Below are 21,641 nucleotides of genomic sequence, written 5' to 3' on the forward strand. Positions count from 1 at the left end.
AGCGCAACTTATGATCATCGAGCAACCGGCAATATGGCTACGCTGGCTCTACCCAAGGGCAACATGGCGGATGGACCGCAACGAGAAGGCAGTTTATCTCACCTTCGACGACGGCCCAATCCCCGAAGCCACGCCATTCATCCTCGACACTCTCAGCCAATACGGCATCAAGGCAACGTTCTTCATGGTGGGCGACAACGTGAGGAAATATCCTGAACTATATAATAAGGTGGTGGCTGCCGGTCATCGCATCGGCAACCACACCTTCAACCATATAGGCGGATTCCGACACACCATCACCACCTATAAGGCTAATGCCGACAAGGCCGACCAACTGTTGCATACCGACCTCTTCCGCCCGCCTCATGGGTGGATGCGATGGGATCAGTATATATGGCTGAGACGTAAGTATCGCATCGTCATGTGGGATCTTGTCACACGCGACTATTCGAAATGGATGACTGCCGAAGACGTGCTCAACAATGTGAAACGCTACACTCGCAACGGATCCATCATCACCTTCCACGACTCTCTCAAGAGTATCGACAAACTCCACTACGCCCTGCCCGAAGCAATCAAATGGCTTAAGGCAGAAGGCTACGAGTTTAAGGTGTTTGATTAGTCTATTCATTAGAACTGTCAACTTGTCAACTCGTCAACTTGTCAACTAAAAAAAAACAAATATGAAAAAGATTGTATTATCCCTCCTCACTGCCATCCTATTCGCAGCAACAGCTTCGGCACAATCGTGGCGTACACAGGGACGCGACAGCCGCAGCAGCAGCAAAGGCTACAACGATTTCTACTACGGTCTCCGTCTCGGCCTGGGCATCTCCACTGTCAACAGCGACGACGCACTTCTCGACGCACCAGGCTCCCGTTCAGGTCTGAACCTCGGTGCCGTGGCTGGCTTGCAACTGTCGCCAGGCACCCCCGTCTATCTCGAATCCGGACTGTTCTACTCTGAGAAAGGCGGCAAATATACTCGCAACAATTGCGATTTGAAGTACAACCTCAACTACCTCAAGGTGCCCATCGTTGTGAAGTATGCCATCGAACTCGACTACGACATCTCCGTCGTCCCACATCTGGGCGGTTATCTCGCACATGGCATTAGCGGAAAGATCAAGGACTATAACACCCGCGAGTCGTGGTCGGCATTCTGCAAGAGCAACTTCCGTCACTTCGACGGCGGACTCATCTTCGGATGCGGCGTGAGCTACGACGTACTCTATGCCGAAATCAACTACGAGCTCGGCCTTGCCAACATCTCACACGACGACTTTGCCAAGGCTCATAACGGCACATTCAACCTCAATATAGGAGTCAACTTCTGAACCATCCACCAAACATTTATATAGTATTCAGGCCAATAAGTTGACATGTTGTCAACCTGTCAACTTTATTATTTAAAAAAGATTTGAACAATATGAAGACAATCGACGCACAGGTCTTTCGACCCAAACTGTTGGAGACCGTTAAGAACTACAACCGTCAGACCTTCATGTCTGACCTCATGGCAGGTATCATCGTGGGCATCGTAGCCCTTCCACTTGCCATCGCCTTCGGCATCGCCTCGGGCGTGACACCCGAGAAAGGTATAATCACGGCCATCGTGGCAGGCCTCATCATCTCCCTCTTCGGAGGCAGCAAGGTGCAGATAGGCGGTCCTACGGGTGCATTTATCATCATTATCTACGGCATCATCCAACAGTATGGCATCGAAGGACTCACCATCGCTACACTCATGGCAGGCGCGTTTCTCGTCCTCTTCGGTGTGCTGCATCTCGGCACCATCATCAAGTATATACCCTACCCCATCATCGTGGGTTTCACCAGCGGTATCGCCGTCACTATCTTCACCACTCAGATCAAAGACCTTTTCGGCCTCTCGCTTGCCGAGGTCCCTTCTGACTTCATCGAGAAGTGGTGGGTTTATATCACCAATTTCTCGTCGCTCGACCCATGGTGCGCCATGATAGGCATCTTCAGCGTCGTGGTCATAGCCATCACGCCGCGCTTCAGCAAAAAGATTCCCGGATCACTCGTAGCCATCATCATCATGACCGTCGTTGCATTGCTACTCAAGCAGTTTGCCGGCGTCACTACCATTGAGACTATCGGCGACCGCTTTGCCATCAGCAACGAACTGCCCTCGGCGCAGGTACCCGAGATGAATTGGGAGACCATCAAGAGCCTCGTCTCGCCAGCGCTCACCATAGCCATCCTCGGAGCCATCGAGTCGTTGCTCTCAGCCACTGTGGCTGACGGTGTCATCGGCGACCATCATGACTCCAACACCGAGCTCATCGCCCAGGGCGTAGCCAATCTCGCCTCTCCACTCTTCGGCGGAATACCCGCCACGGGAGCCATTGCGCGCACTATGACTAACATCAACAATGGAGGCCGCTCGCCCATCGCGGGTGTCATCCACGCCATGGTGTTGCTGCTCATATTCCTCTTCCTCATGCCACTGGCACAGTACATCCCCATGGCATGTCTTGCCGGTGTGCTCGTCATCGTGAGCTACGGCATGAGCGGCTGGCGCTCGTTCCTTGCCCTTACAAAAAATCCCAAGAGCGACGTCACCGTATTGCTCATCACCTTCTTCCTTACCATCATCTTCGACCTCACCATTGCCATCGAGGTAGGACTCATCATTGCCTGTCTGCTCTTCATGCGACGCATGTCTGAGACCACAGACGTGAAGGTTATCTTCGACGAGATCGACCCCAACCAGGAGAGTGAGCTTAGCTCTGGCAACCTCGAACATCTCACTATCCCTGAGGGTGTGGAGGTTTATGAGATCAACGGTCCTTACTTCTTCGGTGCAGGAAATAAGTTTGAAGAAGTTATGGCTGTCTTCGGCGATCGTCCCAAGGTGCGTATCATCCGAATGCGTAAGGTACCGTTTGTCGATTCCACCGGTATCCACAACCTCACCAACCTCTGTGAGATGAGCAAGAAGGAAGGCATCGAGGTCGTGCTCTCGGGCGTTACACCAAAGGTTCACCAGACCCTCGCCCACGCTGGCTTCTATCGCCACGTGCCCGAAGAGGACATCTGCAGCCATATCAACCTCGCCCTCGAGCGTGCTAAGGTAATTCTTGCAAAGGCATACTAAGATAAAGATACTTACGGCTTGTCGCTGACAAATGCGCTTACAGTTTGTTGATAACAAATGAAATTTCAGCTTGTTTCTGACATGCAAAACTATTGTAGATGATAAAACTCAAAGACTTATCCATAGGTTATGCGGGACGACACCAGTCTGTCACGGTAATAGCTGATCATATCAACGCCACCATTCCCGACAGACAGCTCACCTGTCTGTTGGGACCCAATGGTGTAGGTAAATCGACGTTGCTCAAGACACTCACCGCCTTCCAACCCAAGCTCGCCGGAGAGATACTCCTCGACGGGAAAGACATCGATAGCTACAGCGAACGTCAACTCGCACGGAAAATTGGTGTTGTCCTCACCGAGCGCACATCGGTACAGAACATGACCGTCAGCGAACTTGTCGCCCTCGGGCGCAGCCCATATACCGGATTTTGGGGACGTCTCTCCTCCGACGACGAAGACATCGTCAACGAGGCAATGACTCTCGCAGGCATTCAGCGTCTTGCCCACCGCAGCATCGACACACTCAGCGACGGCGAGCGCCAACGGGCAATGATAGCCAAGGCCCTTGCCCAGCACACTCCGTTTATCTGTCTCGACGAGCCTACGTCGTTTCTCGACTTTCCGAGCAAGGTAGAGATGCTACAGCTTCTCAGTTCCCTTGCTCACAACACGGGCAAGACCATCTTCCTTTCCACCCACGACGTAGAACTTGCCCTTCAGCTTGCCGACAGTCTTTGGCTTATGCAACCAGGTAAGCCCATCCTCTCGGGCAGTCCTCGCCAACTTGCCGCCGACGGCAGTCTATCTGCATTTTTCGATAGTCCAGCCATCACGTTCGATGCCGCCTCCCTTCGTCTCCTCATCCAGTCTTCTCAACCTCGTTCCGGACGTTAAGAAACATTCATTCACTCATCCACTTTCTCAGCATCGTTCCGGTCGTTGAGATACAATCGTGACTGAGGTCTGTAAAGTGTGTCGGCAAGCGAGTGTTGCCTTCTCAACCATGGTGTTTCTATCCCCGACAGTTGTAGCACGGTGTGAAACAGTGAGCGACTTGTCGATATCATCTTCCCTTTATTTATTTCCAGAGCCTCCGCCATCTCTGTATGTCGTGCGGCATAACTCTGAGATGTCCACACCAGCAGCGGCACATGAAGCTGATGGTCGGTGGGCCTAATCGATGCGTGCAGAAATCTCTTCCCGTCGTCGTAAAGGTCCTCGCCATGGTCAGAAGTATATACCATCACCGCGTCGCCGCCCCTCTCCTTCAGCATATCTATGATCGAAGCGAGCAGGTAATCGGTATAATATATAGTGTTGTCGTATGCATTCACGAGGTCGCGTCTGTTTTCGGCCTTCGCCTCAGTATTGTCGTCAGGTCGGAATCGAGAGAAACGCTTCCCATAGCGTTCGCGATAGTTGAAGTGCGAGCCATAACAATGCAACACTATCAGCAGTCGCCTGCAGCTGTCGCTCATCTCCTTTATCATATAGTCGAGCAATCGTCCGTCGGTCACGTTAACTCCCTCGCCAAAGTCATCCTTAATAAACCGACACACGTCAGCCTCCTCGCCGAAGAAATCTATAAACGAGCCGTTTCGCCTTTGGTTTGAGAGCCACACCGTCTTGTATCCTGCCTCCTTAAACGCCGTGATAAGGCTTCGCTGACCATAGATACTGTCGAAAGTCGATGCATCTACTGCCGAGAGCAGCATCGGCACACTCTTGTGTGTAGTGTTCGACTCGCTCCATGCGTCCCGAAACGCCGTCAGCCCCTGTGTCTGTTGCAAGCGTGGAGTGGTGGGCCGTCTATAGCCAAGAATGCCAAAGTTTTCGGCTCGTGCCGTCTCGCCTATTACCACTACAGTCACCTCCCGTCCTTCATCATTACCAGTGTCTTTCTTGCTGGCATGAAATGTGAATCCGCGTACGTTGTCGGCATAGCTGGAGGTCGCCCTATATCTCTCCACCGCGAGCGTAAAGTTATATATCACATTAGCCGGAAACACGTCGTCGGTGAAGAGCGCCACACCTCGGTTGCCTATGGCGACCAAGGCAGAGAGAAGTCCAGCCATTGTCACCGCAACTGCCGCGCGTCGCCCCTTACGACGCGTATGCCCTATCGTTGCCGAAGTGTTCTGCCGTCCTCTTACTCTCGCCGCCCCGTCATGCCTTACTTTATCTCTCGCCATCACCACAGCCGCCATCGTCAGTAGCGGCACGTATATCACCACCACCGTGACCACTGCTGGTATGAGGTTACCCAATAGTTCGATAATTTCAGTGGTATTGGTCGTCACCACATTGATAAACATATCCACCCCTATTATCGACTCACCAAACAACATGGTTAGCACAATCTGGAAGGCGCTGAGTACCATGACTGGCAGCATCAGCCAAATGGCAAGAGCCGTTCGCCTTGCCGTGGCCACGGACATATATATGCCCAGCGGCAGCAACACGTTAGCCATAGCCACCAAGAAGTGTTGGCGGGCAGTGACAACGAGTACCACATTCGGTATCATCATCGCCACAATGAAGTAAAAGGATAGCTTTTTCAAAATGCCTCGTTGATATTAAACAAGAAGCCCGACTCGCCGTTTTTTCCGAAGCCGTAGTCAAGTCTTACGTTAACGTTTTTCTTAAACTCCCATCTGTAGCCGAAGCCCCAGTTAGGCAGTACACGACTGATAGTCAGTTTGTTGAAGTCAGGGAATACCGTTCCTGCTCCCACAAAGAGCACCACTCCATTTCGTTTCCAGACATGTTGTCTCAGTTCGAGTTGAGTCTCAATCTTATGTTTGTCACGGTATCGTCCCTCGTAATATCCTCTCATCGACTGTCCGCTTCCCAACTTTGCCATCATCGCCCACGACGGATTACCGAAATTAAGTTCTCCTCTAATGTCAGCCGCTATCACTGCCCCTTTCCATGCCTTTCTGTAGCCTGAGGCGGTTACGGACGTTGTTGAGAAGGCGTAGTCGTTGCTCATGAATTTTGGTCTGAAACATTGTTTCACGTCTATATAGCATCCCCGTCTGGCATTGGTCATCACGTCGCGCGAGTCATACACAAGCGACAATCCAATACCTAAGTTGTGCGTCGTTCTGTCCTGTCCTTCCAGCAGTTCTGGCCTTTCCACATCTGTAGCTTTCACATAGTCAAACTGCACGGTCGGTCCCACGTAGAAGTCCTTTGCCACGCGGAAGAGGTAGCTTGCGTCTATCCTCGTCTGCCATCTGTCGAAGTCGCTCTCGTTGTCATCGATCTTTCCGTTGTCGTACCCGATGCCCCAGAACTTGCTTGGAAACGAATAGAAATACACCTTATAGTCTATTCTCTGCCTCGCCTCAGGCATGATATGACTTCCTCTCACTCCGAGCAGGTAGAATCCCACCGACGACACGTCACCGTAGAGCGATACGTTTGAAGGTTGCATCAACGAATCGGCAGCCGAGGTGCGGTAAAGTCCTGCAGCCACGAGTCCCAATCCAAGTTTCGTGTCGGTACTGTAGTGTGGTCCGCCTATGATGCTAAAGTCAAATTTCTTGTTGATTTTCTCCTTATTGGCGTCGTTGAAGTAGTCAAGCAGCTTATCGATCCACGACTTCTTCTTCATCGCCACGACAGTATCGCTTGCCGCCGCTCCTCCTGCACTTTCCTGCTCCCAAGTGGTGCAGTGTAAGCTGTGGCATGAGTCCTGCGCCCAAGCGATACCGTAGGTGCTGAAGCAAACGAGTATGACCATTACTAACTTTTTCATATACAGATTCAATATACCAACTTTACATTATCCACCCACAACGTGTTGCCCGGCGAACCTATATATGCGCCACCATGGCTCGACGTAAACTGCAGAAGCATGTGTGTTGGTATTTCGTCTGACGAAGCCCATCCCGTCTCTTTCACCAACACATTCTTTCCCTTTGAGTTCCTTGCGTAATCCACAGAGCGCAGATGCATTGTCTCGGGATTGTATTTAGGGTTATGCCGTATGTCGCCATAGAGGATGTCGTATGTTGCACCATTACGCCATCCTTCGGTCGAGGTGTCGTATGTCACCACCATCGTCCCCACTCTCTTTGCCGTGATGTTGCCCGCGGCATCCTCTGTACGTCTCTGCAACAGGAAGATCACGATAGCCTTGTCCTTGCCCTTCACCTTACTGCTACCTCCGAATCCCGTAAGCTTTATTCTGTCAGGCTCACCGCTCGCCTTGAACCTATAATCAAAGCGCAAGGCCTTCGGGTGCGAGGTGAAAGGAACGCCCCAATTCTGATATTTCTCGCCGTTCTTTGTCCCCGTAATAGGTTCGGTCATGTCGCCGAGGAAGAGCGAGCCAGCTGCAAGCACGTTAATATTCACCAGTCCCAGCACCTTCACTCTTTCAATATGTGTCTCCAGACGAGCGCAATATCCGCCTCCGCGTTTCTCCCGATATACGGTATTGTTGGTCTTCACTATCCCCGATACCTTCGCCATCACGTTCGATGTGCCCCAGGGCGAGCCGCCGAGATTATGGTAAGGCGTATTGCCGTCTAAGTGGCGTGCTGGTCCAACTTCATATAGGGTTTTGTCGTCGCCGCCAATCACTGCCGACTCGTGTATGGTCCTTGTCACCCACGAGTCCATGTTACCGTATTTCAGCCCTACGGTCTTCTCCTGCGCCTTAGCCCCGTGGCATGTCGCCGTCAGGGCAATAAAAAACAAAATTATTCTTACACACATAGCTATTTGACATTATTATGCGTGCAAATATAGACATTTATATCGACAAAAGCTAAAAAACCATAGAAATAATAAAGTTTTCTAACTTAACGAAACCTATTTTAAACTTTTAGTTTTCCTCCTTCTTATATGTCCTCATCTGTGATGTCATTATCTTCGACATCTTCCACGTCGTCTATCACCTCCTTCACCTGTTGGAACGTGAAGCCTCGTCCTAACGCAAAGCGTAGCAGCTTAGTGTTCATCTCATAGTCGCTATCTGCCTTGATGGTCTTCCGTTTGCTTGTCAGCAGCGGTCTGAGCACACTGACATACTCCTCGTTGTCCACGTCGTCGAGTGCTTCCTGCCTGATATCGTCGTCGATATGTTTCATCCAGAGCGCCTGTTCTATCTTCCTCGGTCCCCATTTGTTATACTTCAGCTTGTCGTTCACAAACGAGCGTGCGTAGCGTCTGTCATCCACATATCGGTTTGCCACGAGATAATCGACGACACGCTGTTGGGCATCGTCATCAATGCCCCAGCGTGCCATCTTGTCTCTCATCTCCTGCATGCAGTGTTCAGCCTGCGAGCAAAGAGCGGCAAGTCTGTTCAGAGCCTGTTCCTCCGTCATCAGTTCGCCGCCTCAAACTCCTTGAGGAACCGTGTGTCGTTTTCCGAGAACATTCTCAGGTCGCTCACGCGGTACTTCAGGTTAGTGATGCGCTCCACGCCCATACCGAAGGCGTAGCCCGTATATACCTTACTGTCAATGCCACACTGTTCCAGGACATTAGGGTCAACCATGCCGCAGCCAAGTATTTCCACCCATCCAGTGTGCTTACAGAATCCGCAGCCCTTGCCGCCGCAGATGTGGCACGAGATGTCCATTTCGGCACTAGGTTCCGTAAACGGGAAGTAGCTCGGACGCAGACGAATCTTTGTGTCGGCACCAAACATCTCCCTTGCAAACGATAGCAGCACTTGCTTTAGGTCGGTAAACGACACGTTCTTGTCTATATATAGTCCTTCCACTTGATGGAAGAAACAGTGAGCGCGGGCGGTGATGGCCTCGTTGCGATATACTCGTCCGGGACAAATAATTCTTATTGGCGGCTGCGATGTCTCCATCACACGAGCCTGAACCGAGCTGGTGTGCGACCTCAGCAAGATGTTCTTTGTCACGTCGCCCAGACGGCTCTGCTCCACGAAGAATGTGTCCTGCATGTCACGGGCAGGATGGTCGGCGGCAAAGTTCATCTTTGTAAACACGTGCAGGTCGTCCTCCACCTCCGGACCGTCGGCCAGGACGAAACCCATTCGTGAGAAGATGTCGATAATCTCGTTGGTCACTATCGTCAGCGGATGACGTGTTCCTAACTTTACCGGATAGGGTGTGCGAGTGAGGTCGATGTTCAGTGCGTCGCCCTCATTCTGCTCCAGCTGCTCCTTCAGAGCGTTGATGCGCTCCTGGGCAGTCTGCTTCAGTTCGTTGATCTTCATGCCCACCTCTTTTTTCTGTTCTGCAGGCACGCTGCGGAAGTCGGCCATCAGTGCCGTTATCTCACCCTTTTTGCTGAGGTATTTCAGGCGCAGTGCCTCCACCTCGTCAGCGTTCTGGGCATTCATATTCTTCACTTCTTCGAGAAGTTGTGCTATCTTTTCGAGTATCATTTTTTGAGATATTTATATAAATTTGGTGCAAAGGTAATATTTTTTATGGGAAAAAGAGCATTTTATCAAAATAAAGTTGTACTTTTGCCGAAATTTGAGAGGCGGACACATGTCCGAAGTAAAAATGAAGAAGATTTTAACAGCTTTTTTCGCTTTCTTAGCGTTAATGTTCTCCTGCAAGGGAAACAAGACCGACGGGCCACAAGACGCGCCCGCCGACAGCGACAGCATACGCGACACTGCCGTCGTTGATACCATGGAGCAAATCATCTCCGAGACGCCGATGCCCAAGGCAGCCGACGAACTCTTCGATGACTTCTTTTTCAACTTTGCAGCCAACGGCAAGCTGCAACGCAACCGCATCAAGTGGCCGTTGAAGGTAGAGAAGGTAGGCTCAACCGATACCATTGGCAAGCGTCAGTGGAAGACCGACCATTTCTTCATGCGTCAGGGATACTACACGCTCGTCTTCGACTCCCGCCGACAGATGAACGTGGTGAAAGACACATCTGTCAACTATGTTGAGGTGGAGAAGATCTACTTCGACACCAAGACAGTCAAGCAGTATGTCTTCCTCCGTGAGCGTGGCCTTTGGATGATGCACACCCTGCGCTACCAGCCGCTACATAAGAATGCCAACGCATCGTTCCTGAAGTTCTACCATCAGTTTGCCACCGACAGCACATTCCAGGCAAGCCATATCAGCAATCCTGTGCAGTTTACGGGTCCCGATCCTGACGACGACTTTGCCCAGATGGAAGGTCTGCTCACGCCCGAGACGTGGCCAGCCTTCGCTCCCGAACTGCCCACTGACATGATCTACAACATCAATTACGGCGAGACCGTCACATCGGCATCACAGAAGATCTTTGTCCTGCGCGGCATTGCCAACGGACTCGAGATGGAGCTCACCTTCAAGCGCGAAGCCGGCAGCTGGTTCCTCACCAAGCTATGCCAGTAAATATTATCAGGGAGAAACAATGAGAAAAGACATTCACGACTACGACCTCTCACGGCACAACACCTTTGGCATCCACGCCACGTGCCGCCGATATATAGAGTTTAGCGACGAGGCAGACCTCATCGGCATCCTCGCCAGCCTCACCGAAGCCGACCATCCTCTCTTCGTGGTTGGTGGCGGCAGCAACATCCTGCTCACAGCCGACTATCCCGGCACCGTACTCCACTCCGCCATTCGCGGCATCGAACCCATGCCATACCCCACATCGGCCGACGACATTCTCGTGCGTGTGGGAAGCGGCGAGGTATGGGACGACTTTGTAGCCACTGCCGTCAGTCACGGCTGGTATGGAGCAGAAAACCTCTCCTTCATCCCAGGCGAGATAGGCGCGAGCGCCGTGCAGAATATCGGAGCCTATGGTGTGGAGGCAAAAGATATAATATATAAGGTGGAAGCCGTCGAGATAGCCACAGGCAGCTGTATCACCATTCCCGCCGCCAACATTGGCTATGCCTACCGCTACAGCCGCTTTAAGGACGAGTGGCGCGGACGCTATGTCGTCACCCACGTAACCTACCGTCTTCACCGCCGTTTCACGCCCCACACCGCCTACGGCAATATCGCCGCTGAGCTACAGCGCTTGGGTATCGCCACTCCCACAGCAGCCCAGCTGCGCGATGTCATCATCTCCATCCGTCGCGACAAGCTCCCCGACCCCGCCGTCGAGGGCAATGCTGGCAGCTTCTTCATGAACCCCATCATAAGCCGAGCCCAGTATGAGAGTCTCCTCGCCACATGGCCCGTCATGCCCCACTACGACGTCGATGCCGACCGAGTAAAGATTCCCGCGGGATGGCTCATAGAGCAGTGCGGTTGGAAAGGCAAGAGCCTTGGCAAGGCTGGCGTCCACTCACGTCAAGCCCTCGTGCTTGTCAACCGCGGCGGAGCCACCGGAGCAGACATAATCCACCTCTCCGACACTATCCGTGCTGATGTACGCACACGTTTCGATATTGATATCCATCCAGAAGTCAACATACTATGAAGCTCCGTTTCCTTGGCACCGGTACCAGCTGCGGCGTTCCCGTCATAGGATGCCAATGCGAGGTCTGTACCAGCACCGACCCCCACGACCATCGTCTGCGTTGTTCAGCCCTCGTCGAGACGTCGTCAACGCGGCTGCTCATCGACTGTGGTCCAGACTTCCGTCAGCAGGTGCTGCCTTTGAAATTCCGCAAGATTGATGCCATCCTTGTCACCCATCATCACTACGACCATGTCGGCGGTATGGACGACCTTCGCCCGTTCTGCATCTTCGGCGACATCAATATCTACGCCGACTCCACCGCCGCTGCCAATATCCGTCACAACATGCCCTACTGTTTTGTAGAGCATAAGTATCCTGGTGTGCCAAATATCCGTCTCATAGAGGTGTCGGCCCACGAGTCGTTCACCGTGGGCGATCTTAGCATCACTCCCTTCATCGTCATGCACGGTCGTCTGCCCATCCTCGCCTACCGTATCGAGTCGCTCACGAGTCATAGTGTCCTCGTCTATATCACCGACATGAAAACCATCTCCCCTTCGGAGGTGCCCTATGCCAGAGGTGCAGATGTCATGGTGATTAACGCTCTACGTTTCACAAAGGCCCATCACTCTCATCTCCTTGTCGATGAGTCGCTTGCCTTTATCCGCGAAGTGTCGCCCACCCAAGCCCTCCTTGTACACAGCTGCCACGACATAGGTCTCCACTCCGCTGTCAACGCCCGTCTCCCCCATCCGGTCAGACTGGCATACGATGGGGAAGAAATAGAGGTCAGCCCATCTTGTCAGACCATTTGACTCTATTCCTTATATATACATGCATGAATAGAATGTATGACATAACTACGAGTGTCTTTCTCATGAAATAACCACAGCGTTTGGAACAGTTGTACCACAGTTAGTAACACGGTTGTTCCATAACCATGGAACAACCGTGTTACTAACTGTGGTACGACCGTGACACACGAGTATTCAGTTGTCATCTAAGCTTAGGTTGTTACCCAAACAACTTCTTCCATAGCCACAGCACCACTACCGAGCCTATGACGCAGAAGATGAAGTTCTTTAAGTATCCGGCTCCATAGAGTTGTACATTAAAGAGCGAACCAATAAAGGCACCGACAAAACTGCCCACAATACCTATTATCAGGTTCATACAGCATCCCTTGCCCTCACCGCTCATTATGCGGTTGGCAATATAGCCAACTAATATTCCTGTTAATATCGGCCACGTCGTAAATTCTGCAATATGTTCAAACATAAGTAGTATATTAATAATAATCTTCCGCAAAAGTACGAAGTTTTTTTCATCCTGACAAGGATATGTGTGAATATTTTTTGAGGGACACGACAGTCTGCAGTTAAGAATGTTTAATTTTTTGGCGAGTATTGTAGATGTATATCAATTAAGGTGTAACTTTGCAGTATTAAAAAACACTATATGAGACAGATGAGACTTTTGATGGCTGCAGCGCTGATGGCACTGTGTATGCCAGTGGTCTTGGCAGGAAATGCCAAAGGCGGCGCAACTGACGAGGAGGAGGACGACAACGTGATAAATATCGTGGCGTATTTCTGCAAGAACGATACGGCACGATATGAATACGTAGAGATGAAAGCAAATGTAACAGACAACGACACCACACTGACAAGGCGAGTGGATAGAACCTCGACGCTGATCGTGACTGACTCCACCTCGCACTGTTATATGCTCGACTTCATCCCGGGAGCGACAGACATCACTGGTAAGAAACCTGCGGTCAATGCTGCCTTGCTCCTGCAGAAAAATCTGAAGGGCGAGAGGCTGAGGCTGAGACTGAGCGAATTGGGAGAGTTTCAGGCCATAGACAACTGGAATATGGTGGTGAATAAGATGAAGGAGACGACGGCGACGATTGCCGACGCCGAAGAGCGCACGATGTTCAACAAATACTGCACCTACCTCAACCAAAGCATTGAGTCTGACGCGACGGCGGCTGCGAGTCTGTTTCCTGAGATTTCACATTTGTTCAACTGCCACGGTCTGCAGCTGACTCTCGACGAGAGCAAGTCGTTTGTGGATTCAACGTCGTTTATTGTGCCTATCAATTTCGAGCTACATGCGTTTGTAGATAAAGAAGAGGAAACAGGCTTGTACCTCTACGGGTTAGAGAGCAACAGCCAAGGCGACATGCCTACTGACAAGGTGTCGGATCTGGTAGGTGTGATTGCGAAAACTATGGGCCTCTACGAAGAGGGAAAAATGGAAGAAGTGCAGGACATGATGAGAAAGTTCCAGAAGAATCCGTTTAAATACAACGGTGACGAATACCGCGCATACTTCCTCGACGGATGGCCCAAGGAGATAATGCTCAAGAAAGAAATAGGAGGTGAAGGGTTTATGACAATAGACGCGGAATACGTGACGGAAATAAGGGAATAGAGAAGAGGGATAGAGTTCGTTTAGAAAAAAAATCACAAAATTTGATTTTATTATTATCGTAACATTGTTGTCGTAACAATGTAATCTTGACTTCGTACCTTTGCACTCGAAAAAGAACAAGTAGATGCAATGAGTATGAAAAAAGGATTATTGGCAGCTGCGACGCTGCTCGTGATGACCACAACGGCCGCCATGGCCGACACGGTGAAAGGAGTGGTAAAAGACAAGGCAACTGGAGAACCGCTCATCGGAGCCACTGTCATGGCAGGCGACAAAGGCGTGACTACCGACATGGACGGACGATTCACACTCGCCGGATTGAAACGTGGAAAACACACATTATTAATAAGATATATAGGTTACAGAAACTCAAATATTGACGGAGTGGTGGCCGACGACCGTTCGGAGCAAAAGGATATTGTAGTGGAAATGGTTAGCGACGAACAGACACTCGGCGAGGTGAAGGTGACGGGAATGGCCCGACGCAACACCGACGCAGCCATGATAGAGGCAGCAAAAGTCAGCTCCGTCATAGTGAGCAACATCTCGGCACAAGAAATAAAACGTACGCAGGATAACAACGCAAGCGAGGTGATACGCCGCGTGCCGGGCGTGAGCCTCATAGAGGATAAGTTTGTTATGGTAAGGGGACTGTCGCAACGATACAACAACGTGTGGATCAACGGCGGCGCCGTACCAAGTTCAGAGGCTGACTCAAGGGCTTTCTCGTTCGACATTATTCCGAGCAGCCAGATTGACAACCTCGTGATTGTGAAGTCGCCAAGCGCTGAATATCCAGCAGACTTCACGGGTGGTTTCATCCAAATCAACACCAAAGACATTCCGTCGCAGAACGCTTTCTCTCTCTCAGTAGGCGGAAACTGGAACGATGCCACCCATTTCTCTGACTTTAGATACGCCAAACATAATAGCCACTATCCAGCAGAAGGACCAGTAGATATCATCGACAGCGGACTCAACAACGACTGGCGTGTGAAGACTCGCAAACCCATCGGCGACCTGAAGTTGGCTGCCGACTGGAACAGGCGGTGGACCTTGGGTGAGGCATGGCGATTAGGAATGGTGGGAGCGGCAAACTTCACCAACGAATACCGCACTTACGACAACATGACCAACAACCTCTTCGGTGTATATGACTCAGCCAACGACAAAAGCAACTACCTCCGACATTCTACCGACAACCAGTATAACGCCAACCAACGGCTCGGCGCCATGCTCAACCTCTCACTGCTCTCGCCGTCGGGCAACAACAAGTATGAGCTGAAGAACATCTTCAACCGGCTGACAAACCGCAGATATACAGACCGACAAGGCGTCAACGCGCAGTCGGACAACGAGACTGGAGCGGAATACTACTACCGCAGCCGACTGACTTACTGCACACAGCTAACCGGAAAACACGCACTGAACGACAACGACAACATTGAATGGAGCGCAAGCTACTCGTATGCCAACAGACGCATGCCCGACAGAAGACGATACACCATCGACGACGCGCTCGAACAGGGAACGATGATGCTCACGGCGGGAAACGAGATTAACCGCGAATTCACAAAACTCGACGAGCATATTGCATCGGCCAACGCCAACTACCGCTTCGCTCCCCTACCCTCGCCCGTCACTTTCACGCTGGGCGGATATGGCGAATACAGATCGAGGAAATACAACACCCGACAGTTTATCTACAACTGGGAGATGGAAGACAACCGACTGCCCGACGGATTCAGGAAGATGGACATGACAGAACTGCTCTCCAACCCTGAGTATCTCGGACCAGACAAGCTTCACCTCATAGAAGAACAGTGTATGCGCAACAACTACAAGGGACGCAACACGCTCGGCGCTGGATATCTCACTGCCTCGATACCAGTAGGTAAACTGAAGATACACGCCGGACTGCGCTATGAGTATAACAACATGGAACTAATCACCAACAGTCGCGACGACGTGGAAAGCCCTCAGAGCAAATTCTACCGCGATGGCGACATATTCCCTTCGGTCAACACCACTTACGTGATTGACGAACGCAACCAGGTAAGGCTCTCGTACGGAAAGTCGGTCAACAGGCCAGAGTTCCGCGAGGTGTCGCCGTCGGTCTATTACGACTTCGACCTCGCCTCCCACGTGCAGGGAAATGTTGACCTCAAGTCGTGCTACATCCATAACATCGACCTCCGCTATGAGTTCTATCCGTCGCGCGGCGAACAAATCACGCTGGCCGCCTTCTACAAGCGATTCAACAGCCCCATAGAGTGGACCTACACCGTGGCAGGAGGAACAAACCTCATCTACTCGTATGAAAACGCCGAGAGTGCCGACAACGTCGGACTGGAACTCGACATACGCAAAGACCTCGCCTTCATAGGACTGAGAAACTTCTCGCTATCGTTCAATGGTACACTCATCCACTCGCGGGTGAACTTCCCAGAAGGTTCTCGCAACGAAAACCGACCAATGCAGGGACAGTCGCCGTATCTGGTAAACACCGGACTCTTCTATAAAAACGAACGGCAGCAACTCAACATCTCACTGCTCTACAACCGCATAGGAAAGCGCATCATTGGTGTGGGACGCAGCGAGGGCTCGACGGGAAGCGAAGACAACGCCCGCGTGCCAGACTCTTACGAAATGCCGCGAGACGTGATAGACTTCACCATATCAAAAAAGTTTGGCAAACACTTTGAACTGAAAGCTAACATCCGCGACATACTCGCACAGAAAGTGAGCTACAAGCAGTTTGCCGAGGCTAAGACAAAGGATGGACAGACGCGAGAGGTGGAGCAGATAACACGACAGTACAAGCCGGGAAGAAACATCGGAGTGACTGGAACAGTGACCTTCTGACGGAAGGGAAAAAAGACATAAAAGACAATTCTCAATTTTAACTATACGTAAAAAGATGAAAACAGTAAAGTATTTAGCAATGGCAAGCATTATGGCGCTTGCAACCTGCATGACGGCATGCAGCAGTGACAACGACGAACCGGGACAAACGCCCGAAAAACCCGAAGTGCCTGAAGTGAAATACACATGGAGCACCGACGGCGGACTGAAGGCTTGCGACCATCTGCTCTTCAGCGTGACCGACAACAGCGAGAACGCTGAAGGAACACAGATTGGTAACGGCGACGCCGAATTTGTATTCACAGGAAAACAGACTCTAAAGAAAGGAACATACCTGCTGAAAGGATGGGTCTATATAGCCAACGGTGCTGAACTCACCATCGAGCCAGGTACCATAATCAAAGGCGACAAGCAGACCAAGGCATCGCTCATCTGCGAACGAGGCGGAAAACTTATAGCCAAGGGCACGGCAACAGAACCTATCGTGTTCACTTCGGAAGAGGCTGCCGGAAGCCGCAAACCGGGCGACTGGGGAGGACTGATTATCTGTGGCAAGGCGCGCAACAACCAGACGGAGATGCAGATTGAAGGCGGACCACGCACAAAGCACGGTGGCAACGACGATGCCGACAACTCAGGTGTACTGAGCTACGTGAGAATTGAATTCGCCGGATATCCGTTCCAGACCGACCAGGAGATTAACGGACTGACACTCGGTTCGGTGGGTAGCGGCACACAGATTGACCACGTGCAGGTGTCATACACCAACGACGACTCGTTTGAGTGGTTTGGAGGTACCGTAAACTGCAAGTATCTCGTGGCATACCACGGATGGGACGACGACTTCGACACCGACAACGGCTACTCGGGCACAGTACAGTACGGACTCTCCGTCCGCGACGCGAAGATTGCCGACAAGTCGCAGAGCAACGGCTTCGAGAGCGACAACAACGCCGGCGGATCAGACGTGTCGCCTTACACCACCGCCACATTCAGCAATATCACCATCGTGGGACCAAAGGCACAGACGGGCGTGAAGTTTGAAAACACAACCGACTTCATCACTGGCGGAAAGATGAACCCTAACAACGGCTCGGCACTCGGTAAGTTCCAGTCGGCAATGCAGATAAGACGCAGCTCACGACTGAACATCATCAACTCTGTGGCTTTAGGATGGCCAATAGGTCTCATCATCGACGGCGAGAAAGGCGACACTCCGGCTCAGGCCAAGGCTGGAACAATACGTTTCCACAATAACGTGCTCGCTGGCATGGACATCATCGGCTCAGATGCCAACAAGATTTACGACGACGTGCTCTACGACGCTGCCAAGAAGGCTGTCATCGATGCCTCACAGAAGTCGTATTCCAACACCTTCTTCTTCCAGGAGGCTCTTAACAACAAGGCATACGACGACATCGTAGCACTCGCCCTCACAGACGCTTCAAACGTTGGCTCGCCTTTCATGCCATCGGCCAACAGCCCGCTTCTCTCACTTGCTTCATTCGCTGGCGAAACGTCAGCATGGCTCGACAAGGTGAGCTACGTTGGAGCATTCAACGCCACCGAGAATTGGCTCAAGGGCTGGACAAACTTTGATCCGCAAAACGCCCAATACTAATCACCAAAAAACATCTCTCCAGCCACAGTGCCTCGCGATGAATCGCGAGGCCTTTTTTTTTACACTATCTTAACTCTCCTGTAACACCATTGTAGCAATGATTAAATAACTTTGCACACAGAAAAACCAAAGCATAGCATAGTATGGAAAAAGAAACAAACAAAATCAAAGGAGCTTTCGTGGAAAGAGACCTCAGTTGGATGTATTTTAACCACCGGATACTACAGGAAGCAGAAAAAAAAGACATTCCTGTACTTGAGAGAATGACATTTCTCGGCATCTACTCAAACAATCTCGATGAGTTCTTCCGAGTGAGAATGGCATCGCTCAACCGCATTGCACAGTCGAAAGACAAAAACATAAAAAACGACCGCGAACGGGCTAAACGCACCATAAAGGACATAAACCATCTTAACTCCTGCTACAACAAAGAGTTTGAGAAGGCTGTCAACGACATCACCGATGAACTGGAACAACAGGGCATAAGACTACTGCACGAGCACCAGCTCAACGCAGAACAGCAGGAGTACATACGCCGATTCTATCTCGACAAGCTCAACGGCTCTACCAATCCCTTGTGGCTGTCGCAAGTGAAAGAGATAGGAACCACGGTGGACGACGGCATCTTCCTCGCCGTGAAACAAATGGAATGGATAGAAGGGAAGAAAAAACCTAATACCAATTATGCCCTCATAGCCATGCCCGACAAGGAGGTGGGACGATTTGTCAGACTGCCCAAGAGCGACGACAAGGAAAATATCATGTTTCTCGACGACGTGATAAGATTCTGTCTGCCAATGATTTTCGTTGGAAGCGACAACTGCGCTTACGAAGCTTACTCGTTTAAGTTTACAAAAGACGCTGAGATGGAGATGGACAACGACCTCGGCAGCGGTGTGATGCAGAAGGTGGCTAAGGGCGTGAAAAGCAGGAAGAGCGGCGAACCAATCCGAGTGATCTACGACGACAACATGCCGAAAGAACTGCTCAAACGCATCATGGCACGACTCAATATCGACGCACTCGACACCATTGTCAGCGGAGGAAGATACCAAAACCATAAAGACCTCATGGCATTTCCTGACTGCGGACGGACTGACCTGAAATATCCAAGATGGGCACCTATACTAAAGCCAGAACTGGAGTCACCACGGAGCATTCTCGACGCCATAAGACAGAAAGACCGCTTCATCCACGTGCCATACCACTCTTTCAACAGCTTCATTCGTGTACTGCGAGAGGCGGCACTGAGCGACGATGTGAAGGCAATCAACGTCACACTATACCGACTGGCAAAGGCATCGAAGGTGGTGAAAGCGCTCATCTGCGCGGCTCGCAACGGCAAGAAGGTGACAGTAGTAATCGAACTGCTCGCACGATTCGACGAGGAGAGCAACATCAAATGGAGCAAACGACTGCAGGAAGCGGGAGTGGAAGTGGTGTTCGGAGTGGAAGGACTGAAGATTCACTCCAAACTGGTTTATATCACATGTAAAAAAGGCGACATCGCCTGTATAGGAACGGGAAACCTGCACGAGGGCAACGCAAAGGTTTATACCGACTATATGATGATGACGGCACGGCCACAGATAGTGAGGGAGGTGAAAAAGGTGTTTGAGTTTATCAACAAACCATTCAAGCCAGTGAAGTTCCGCGAACTGCTCGTCTCGCCTAACGAGATGAAACCGAAACTGCTGAAACTCATCGGCGAGGAGATTCATAATGCCAAGGAGGGACACGAAGCGTGGATAAAGGTGAAGATAAACCATATCACCGACGAGGACATCGTAGAGAAACTCTACGATGCATCGCAGGCAGGAGTGAAGATCGACCTGCTGGTGAGAGGCAACTGCTCGCTCGTGCCCGGACTGCCTGGCATCAGCGAAAACATCAACGCCCGAGGTGTCATCGACACTTATCTCGAACACTCGCGCATCCTCATCTTCGCCAACGGCGGACTGCCACGCTACTATCTCGGTTCGGCTGACTGGATGCCTCGAAACCTTATTAACCGCATAGAAGTGCTCACTCCCGTTTACGACGAAGACCTCAAGGCCAATCTCTTGCGAACAGTGGAATACGGCCTGCGCGACACTACCAACGCCCGCATCATCGACGGCCGTGGCGCCAACGCCCTGCCCGAAGGCGAGAAGTTCAGGTCGCAGGAAGAGATTTACAAGGAGGAAAGCAAGGACATTAAATAAAAAAAAGGAAATGGAAAACAATAATTATGCTGCTATAGACATCGGCTCAAACGGAGCACGACTGTTGATAAAAAACGTGAAGGAAGACTCGATGGGAAACATGGAGTTCAGCAAGGTGCTCTTCCTGCGCATCCCCTTGCGACTGGGCAAGGACGTGTTTACACTCGGCGAGATTAGCGACGAGCGACAACGCATGATGATGCACATGATAAAAAGCTACAAACAACTGATGAAGCTCTATAACGTATGCAAATACAGGGCATGCGCCACCTCTGCCATGCGCGACGCACGCAACGGCGAGAAGATTCTGAAAAAGATTCGCAAGGAGACAGGCATTGATATTGAGATTCTCGAAGGCGGGGAGGAAGCCAGACTGCTGTATAACTATGCCATCGAGTCGGCCGAGTCGGTAAGCGGGAACTATGCCTACGTGGATGTGGGTGGAGGAAGCACCGAGATCTCACTTCTCAGCAACGGACAACTCGTGGGCAGCTGCTCGTATAATATCGGTACCATCCGACTGCTAAGTGGAGCCGTCAGTCCCGACACCATCGAGACCATGACTCGCGACCTGAAGGCTTATGCCGAACAATATCCCGACATCGTCATCATTGGCTCTGGAGGAAATATCAACAAGCTCTCACGAATGTTTCACGAGAAGTCGAAGAAAAGCCGCCACAACATCCTGCCAGTACACAATCTGCAACAGATACACGACGAACTGAAACCCCTCACCATCGAAGAGCGGATAAACCTCTACAGTCTGAAGCCCGACCGTGCCGACGTAATCATCCCCGCCGCCGAAATATTCCTCAACATTGCCAAGGCTCTCGGCTGCACGGAAATCCATGTTCCCAACATCTCACTCGCCGATTGTATCATTGACGCGTTGACGACTACGGAATAAACTTCACCGCGAAAGTGGAATTGAAGTATTTTGGTTTGGCTGCATCGGTAGATTAGATGTAGATTAGCAAACAGCTCTACACTCTACATTCTATAACTTACATATTATC

At 51.2% G+C, this 21,641-nt stretch carries 18 protein-coding genes; 12 read left to right on the forward strand and 6 right to left on the reverse strand.

Annotated features, from left to right (window positions below; all coding sequences use genetic code 11):
* The first annotated feature begins 10 nt into the window (after window positions 1-10).
* From CIK99_RS13245 to CIK99_RS13260, 4 genes are all read left to right on the forward strand, one after another.
* Entirely contained in the window at window positions 11-622 is a 612-nt protein-coding gene (locus tag CIK99_RS13245; protein ID WP_094381966.1) for a polysaccharide deacetylase family protein, read from the forward strand.
* A 61-nt stretch (window positions 623-683) separates the two neighbouring features.
* The gene (locus CIK99_RS13250; RefSeq protein ID WP_094381967.1) at window positions 684-1,337 is read left to right on the forward strand and encodes an outer membrane beta-barrel protein; all 654 of its coding nucleotides are present in this window, start codon (window positions 684-686) and stop codon (window positions 1,335-1,337) included.
* Between the two features lie 92 nt (window positions 1,338-1,429).
* Complete coding sequence (locus CIK99_RS13255; RefSeq protein ID WP_094381968.1) at window positions 1,430-3,124, forward strand: SulP family inorganic anion transporter; 1,695 nt, start codon at window positions 1,430-1,432, stop codon at window positions 3,122-3,124.
* A gap of 98 nt (window positions 3,125-3,222) precedes the next feature.
* Complete coding sequence (locus CIK99_RS13260; RefSeq protein ID WP_094381969.1) at window positions 3,223-4,020, forward strand: ABC transporter ATP-binding protein; 798 nt, start codon at window positions 3,223-3,225, stop codon at window positions 4,018-4,020.
* A gap of 11 nt (window positions 4,021-4,031) precedes the next feature.
* On the opposite strand, the gene CIK99_RS13265 is transcribed toward CIK99_RS13260, so the two are convergent.
* The 5 genes from CIK99_RS13265 to pheS all read right to left on the reverse strand — a co-directional run bounded on the left by CIK99_RS13265 (window position 4,032) and on the right by pheS (window position 9,508).
* Window positions 4,032-5,687, reverse strand: a complete 1,656-nt coding sequence (locus CIK99_RS13265; RefSeq protein WP_144008005.1) for a phosphoethanolamine transferase — start codon at window positions 5,685-5,687, stop codon at window positions 4,032-4,034.
* On the reverse strand, window positions 5,684-6,889 hold the full coding sequence (locus tag CIK99_RS13270) for a BamA/TamA family outer membrane protein (RefSeq protein WP_371591040.1): 1,206 nt from the start codon (window positions 6,887-6,889) through the stop codon (window positions 5,684-5,686). The genes CIK99_RS13265 and CIK99_RS13270 overlap by 4 nt, the downstream gene beginning before the upstream one ends.
* Window positions 6,890-6,897: 8 nt before the next feature.
* Entirely contained in the window at window positions 6,898-7,854 is a 957-nt protein-coding gene (locus tag CIK99_RS13275; RefSeq protein WP_094381971.1) for a PCMD domain-containing protein, read from the reverse strand.
* Between the two features lie 125 nt (window positions 7,855-7,979).
* The gene (locus tag CIK99_RS13280) at window positions 7,980-8,468 is read right to left on the reverse strand and encodes a regulatory protein RecX (RefSeq protein ID WP_094381972.1); all 489 of its coding nucleotides are present in this window, start codon (window positions 8,466-8,468) and stop codon (window positions 7,980-7,982) included.
* Window positions 8,468-9,508 carry a phenylalanine--tRNA ligase subunit alpha gene (gene pheS, locus CIK99_RS13285; RefSeq protein ID WP_094381973.1) on the reverse strand — a complete coding sequence of 347 codons (1,041 nt, stop codon included), beginning with the start codon at window positions 9,506-9,508 and terminating at the stop codon, window positions 8,468-8,470. Before pheS ends, CIK99_RS13280 begins: the two co-directional genes overlap by 1 nt.
* Before the next feature lie 124 nt (window positions 9,509-9,632).
* On the opposite strand from pheS, the gene CIK99_RS13290 reads away from it, so the two are divergent.
* The 3 genes from CIK99_RS13290 to CIK99_RS13300 are packed head-to-tail and all read left to right on the forward strand — an operon-like array spanning window position 9,633 to window position 12,311.
* Window positions 9,633-10,469 carry a DUF4348 domain-containing protein gene (locus CIK99_RS13290; protein WP_094382062.1) on the forward strand — a complete coding sequence of 279 codons (837 nt, stop codon included), beginning with the start codon at window positions 9,633-9,635 and terminating at the stop codon, window positions 10,467-10,469.
* A gap of 19 nt (window positions 10,470-10,488) precedes the next feature.
* Window positions 10,489-11,514, forward strand: a complete 1,026-nt coding sequence (gene murB, locus CIK99_RS13295) for a UDP-N-acetylmuramate dehydrogenase (RefSeq protein WP_094381974.1) — start codon at window positions 10,489-10,491, stop codon at window positions 11,512-11,514.
* Entirely contained in the window at window positions 11,511-12,311 is an 801-nt protein-coding gene (locus CIK99_RS13300) for an MBL fold metallo-hydrolase (protein ID WP_094381975.1), read from the forward strand. The genes murB and CIK99_RS13300 overlap by 4 nt, the downstream gene beginning before the upstream one ends.
* Window positions 12,312-12,510: 199 nt before the next feature.
* On the opposite strand, the gene CIK99_RS13305 is transcribed toward CIK99_RS13300, so the two are convergent.
* A complete protein-coding gene (locus tag CIK99_RS13305; protein WP_094381976.1) occupies window positions 12,511-12,774 on the reverse strand; it encodes a GlsB/YeaQ/YmgE family stress response membrane protein in 264 nt (87 codons plus the stop codon).
* Window positions 12,775-12,954: 180 nt separating this feature from the next.
* Between CIK99_RS13305 and CIK99_RS13310 the strand changes: the two genes are divergently transcribed.
* The 5 genes from CIK99_RS13310 (at window position 12,955) to CIK99_RS13330 (ending at window position 21,532) form a co-directional block, all read left to right on the forward strand.
* A complete protein-coding gene (locus CIK99_RS13310) occupies window positions 12,955-13,935 on the forward strand; it encodes a hypothetical protein (RefSeq protein ID WP_094381977.1) in 981 nt (326 codons plus the stop codon).
* Between the two features lie 129 nt (window positions 13,936-14,064).
* Window positions 14,065-16,800 (forward strand): TonB-dependent receptor, encoded by a 2,736-nt coding sequence (locus CIK99_RS13315; RefSeq protein WP_094381978.1) that lies wholly within the window; start codon window positions 14,065-14,067, stop codon window positions 16,798-16,800.
* A 55-nt stretch (window positions 16,801-16,855) separates the two neighbouring features.
* The gene (locus tag CIK99_RS13320; protein WP_094381979.1) at window positions 16,856-18,421 is read left to right on the forward strand and encodes a hypothetical protein; all 1,566 of its coding nucleotides are present in this window, start codon (window positions 16,856-16,858) and stop codon (window positions 18,419-18,421) included.
* Window positions 18,422-18,564: 143 nt separating this feature from the next.
* Window positions 18,565-20,625: an RNA degradosome polyphosphate kinase gene (locus CIK99_RS13325; RefSeq protein ID WP_094381980.1), complete on the forward strand. Its 2,061-nt coding sequence runs from the start codon at window positions 18,565-18,567 to the stop codon at window positions 20,623-20,625.
* 10 nt (window positions 20,626-20,635) lie between these two features.
* Window positions 20,636-21,532, forward strand: coding sequence for an exopolyphosphatase (locus tag CIK99_RS13330; RefSeq protein ID WP_094381981.1), 897 nt, complete (start codon window positions 20,636-20,638; stop codon window positions 21,530-21,532).
* Window positions 21,533-21,641 lie beyond the last annotated feature (109 nt).

Origin of the sequence: Prevotella sp. P5-92 (assembly GCF_002251245.1) — a bacterium.
Classification (GTDB): domain Bacteria; phylum Bacteroidota; class Bacteroidia; order Bacteroidales; family Bacteroidaceae; genus Prevotella.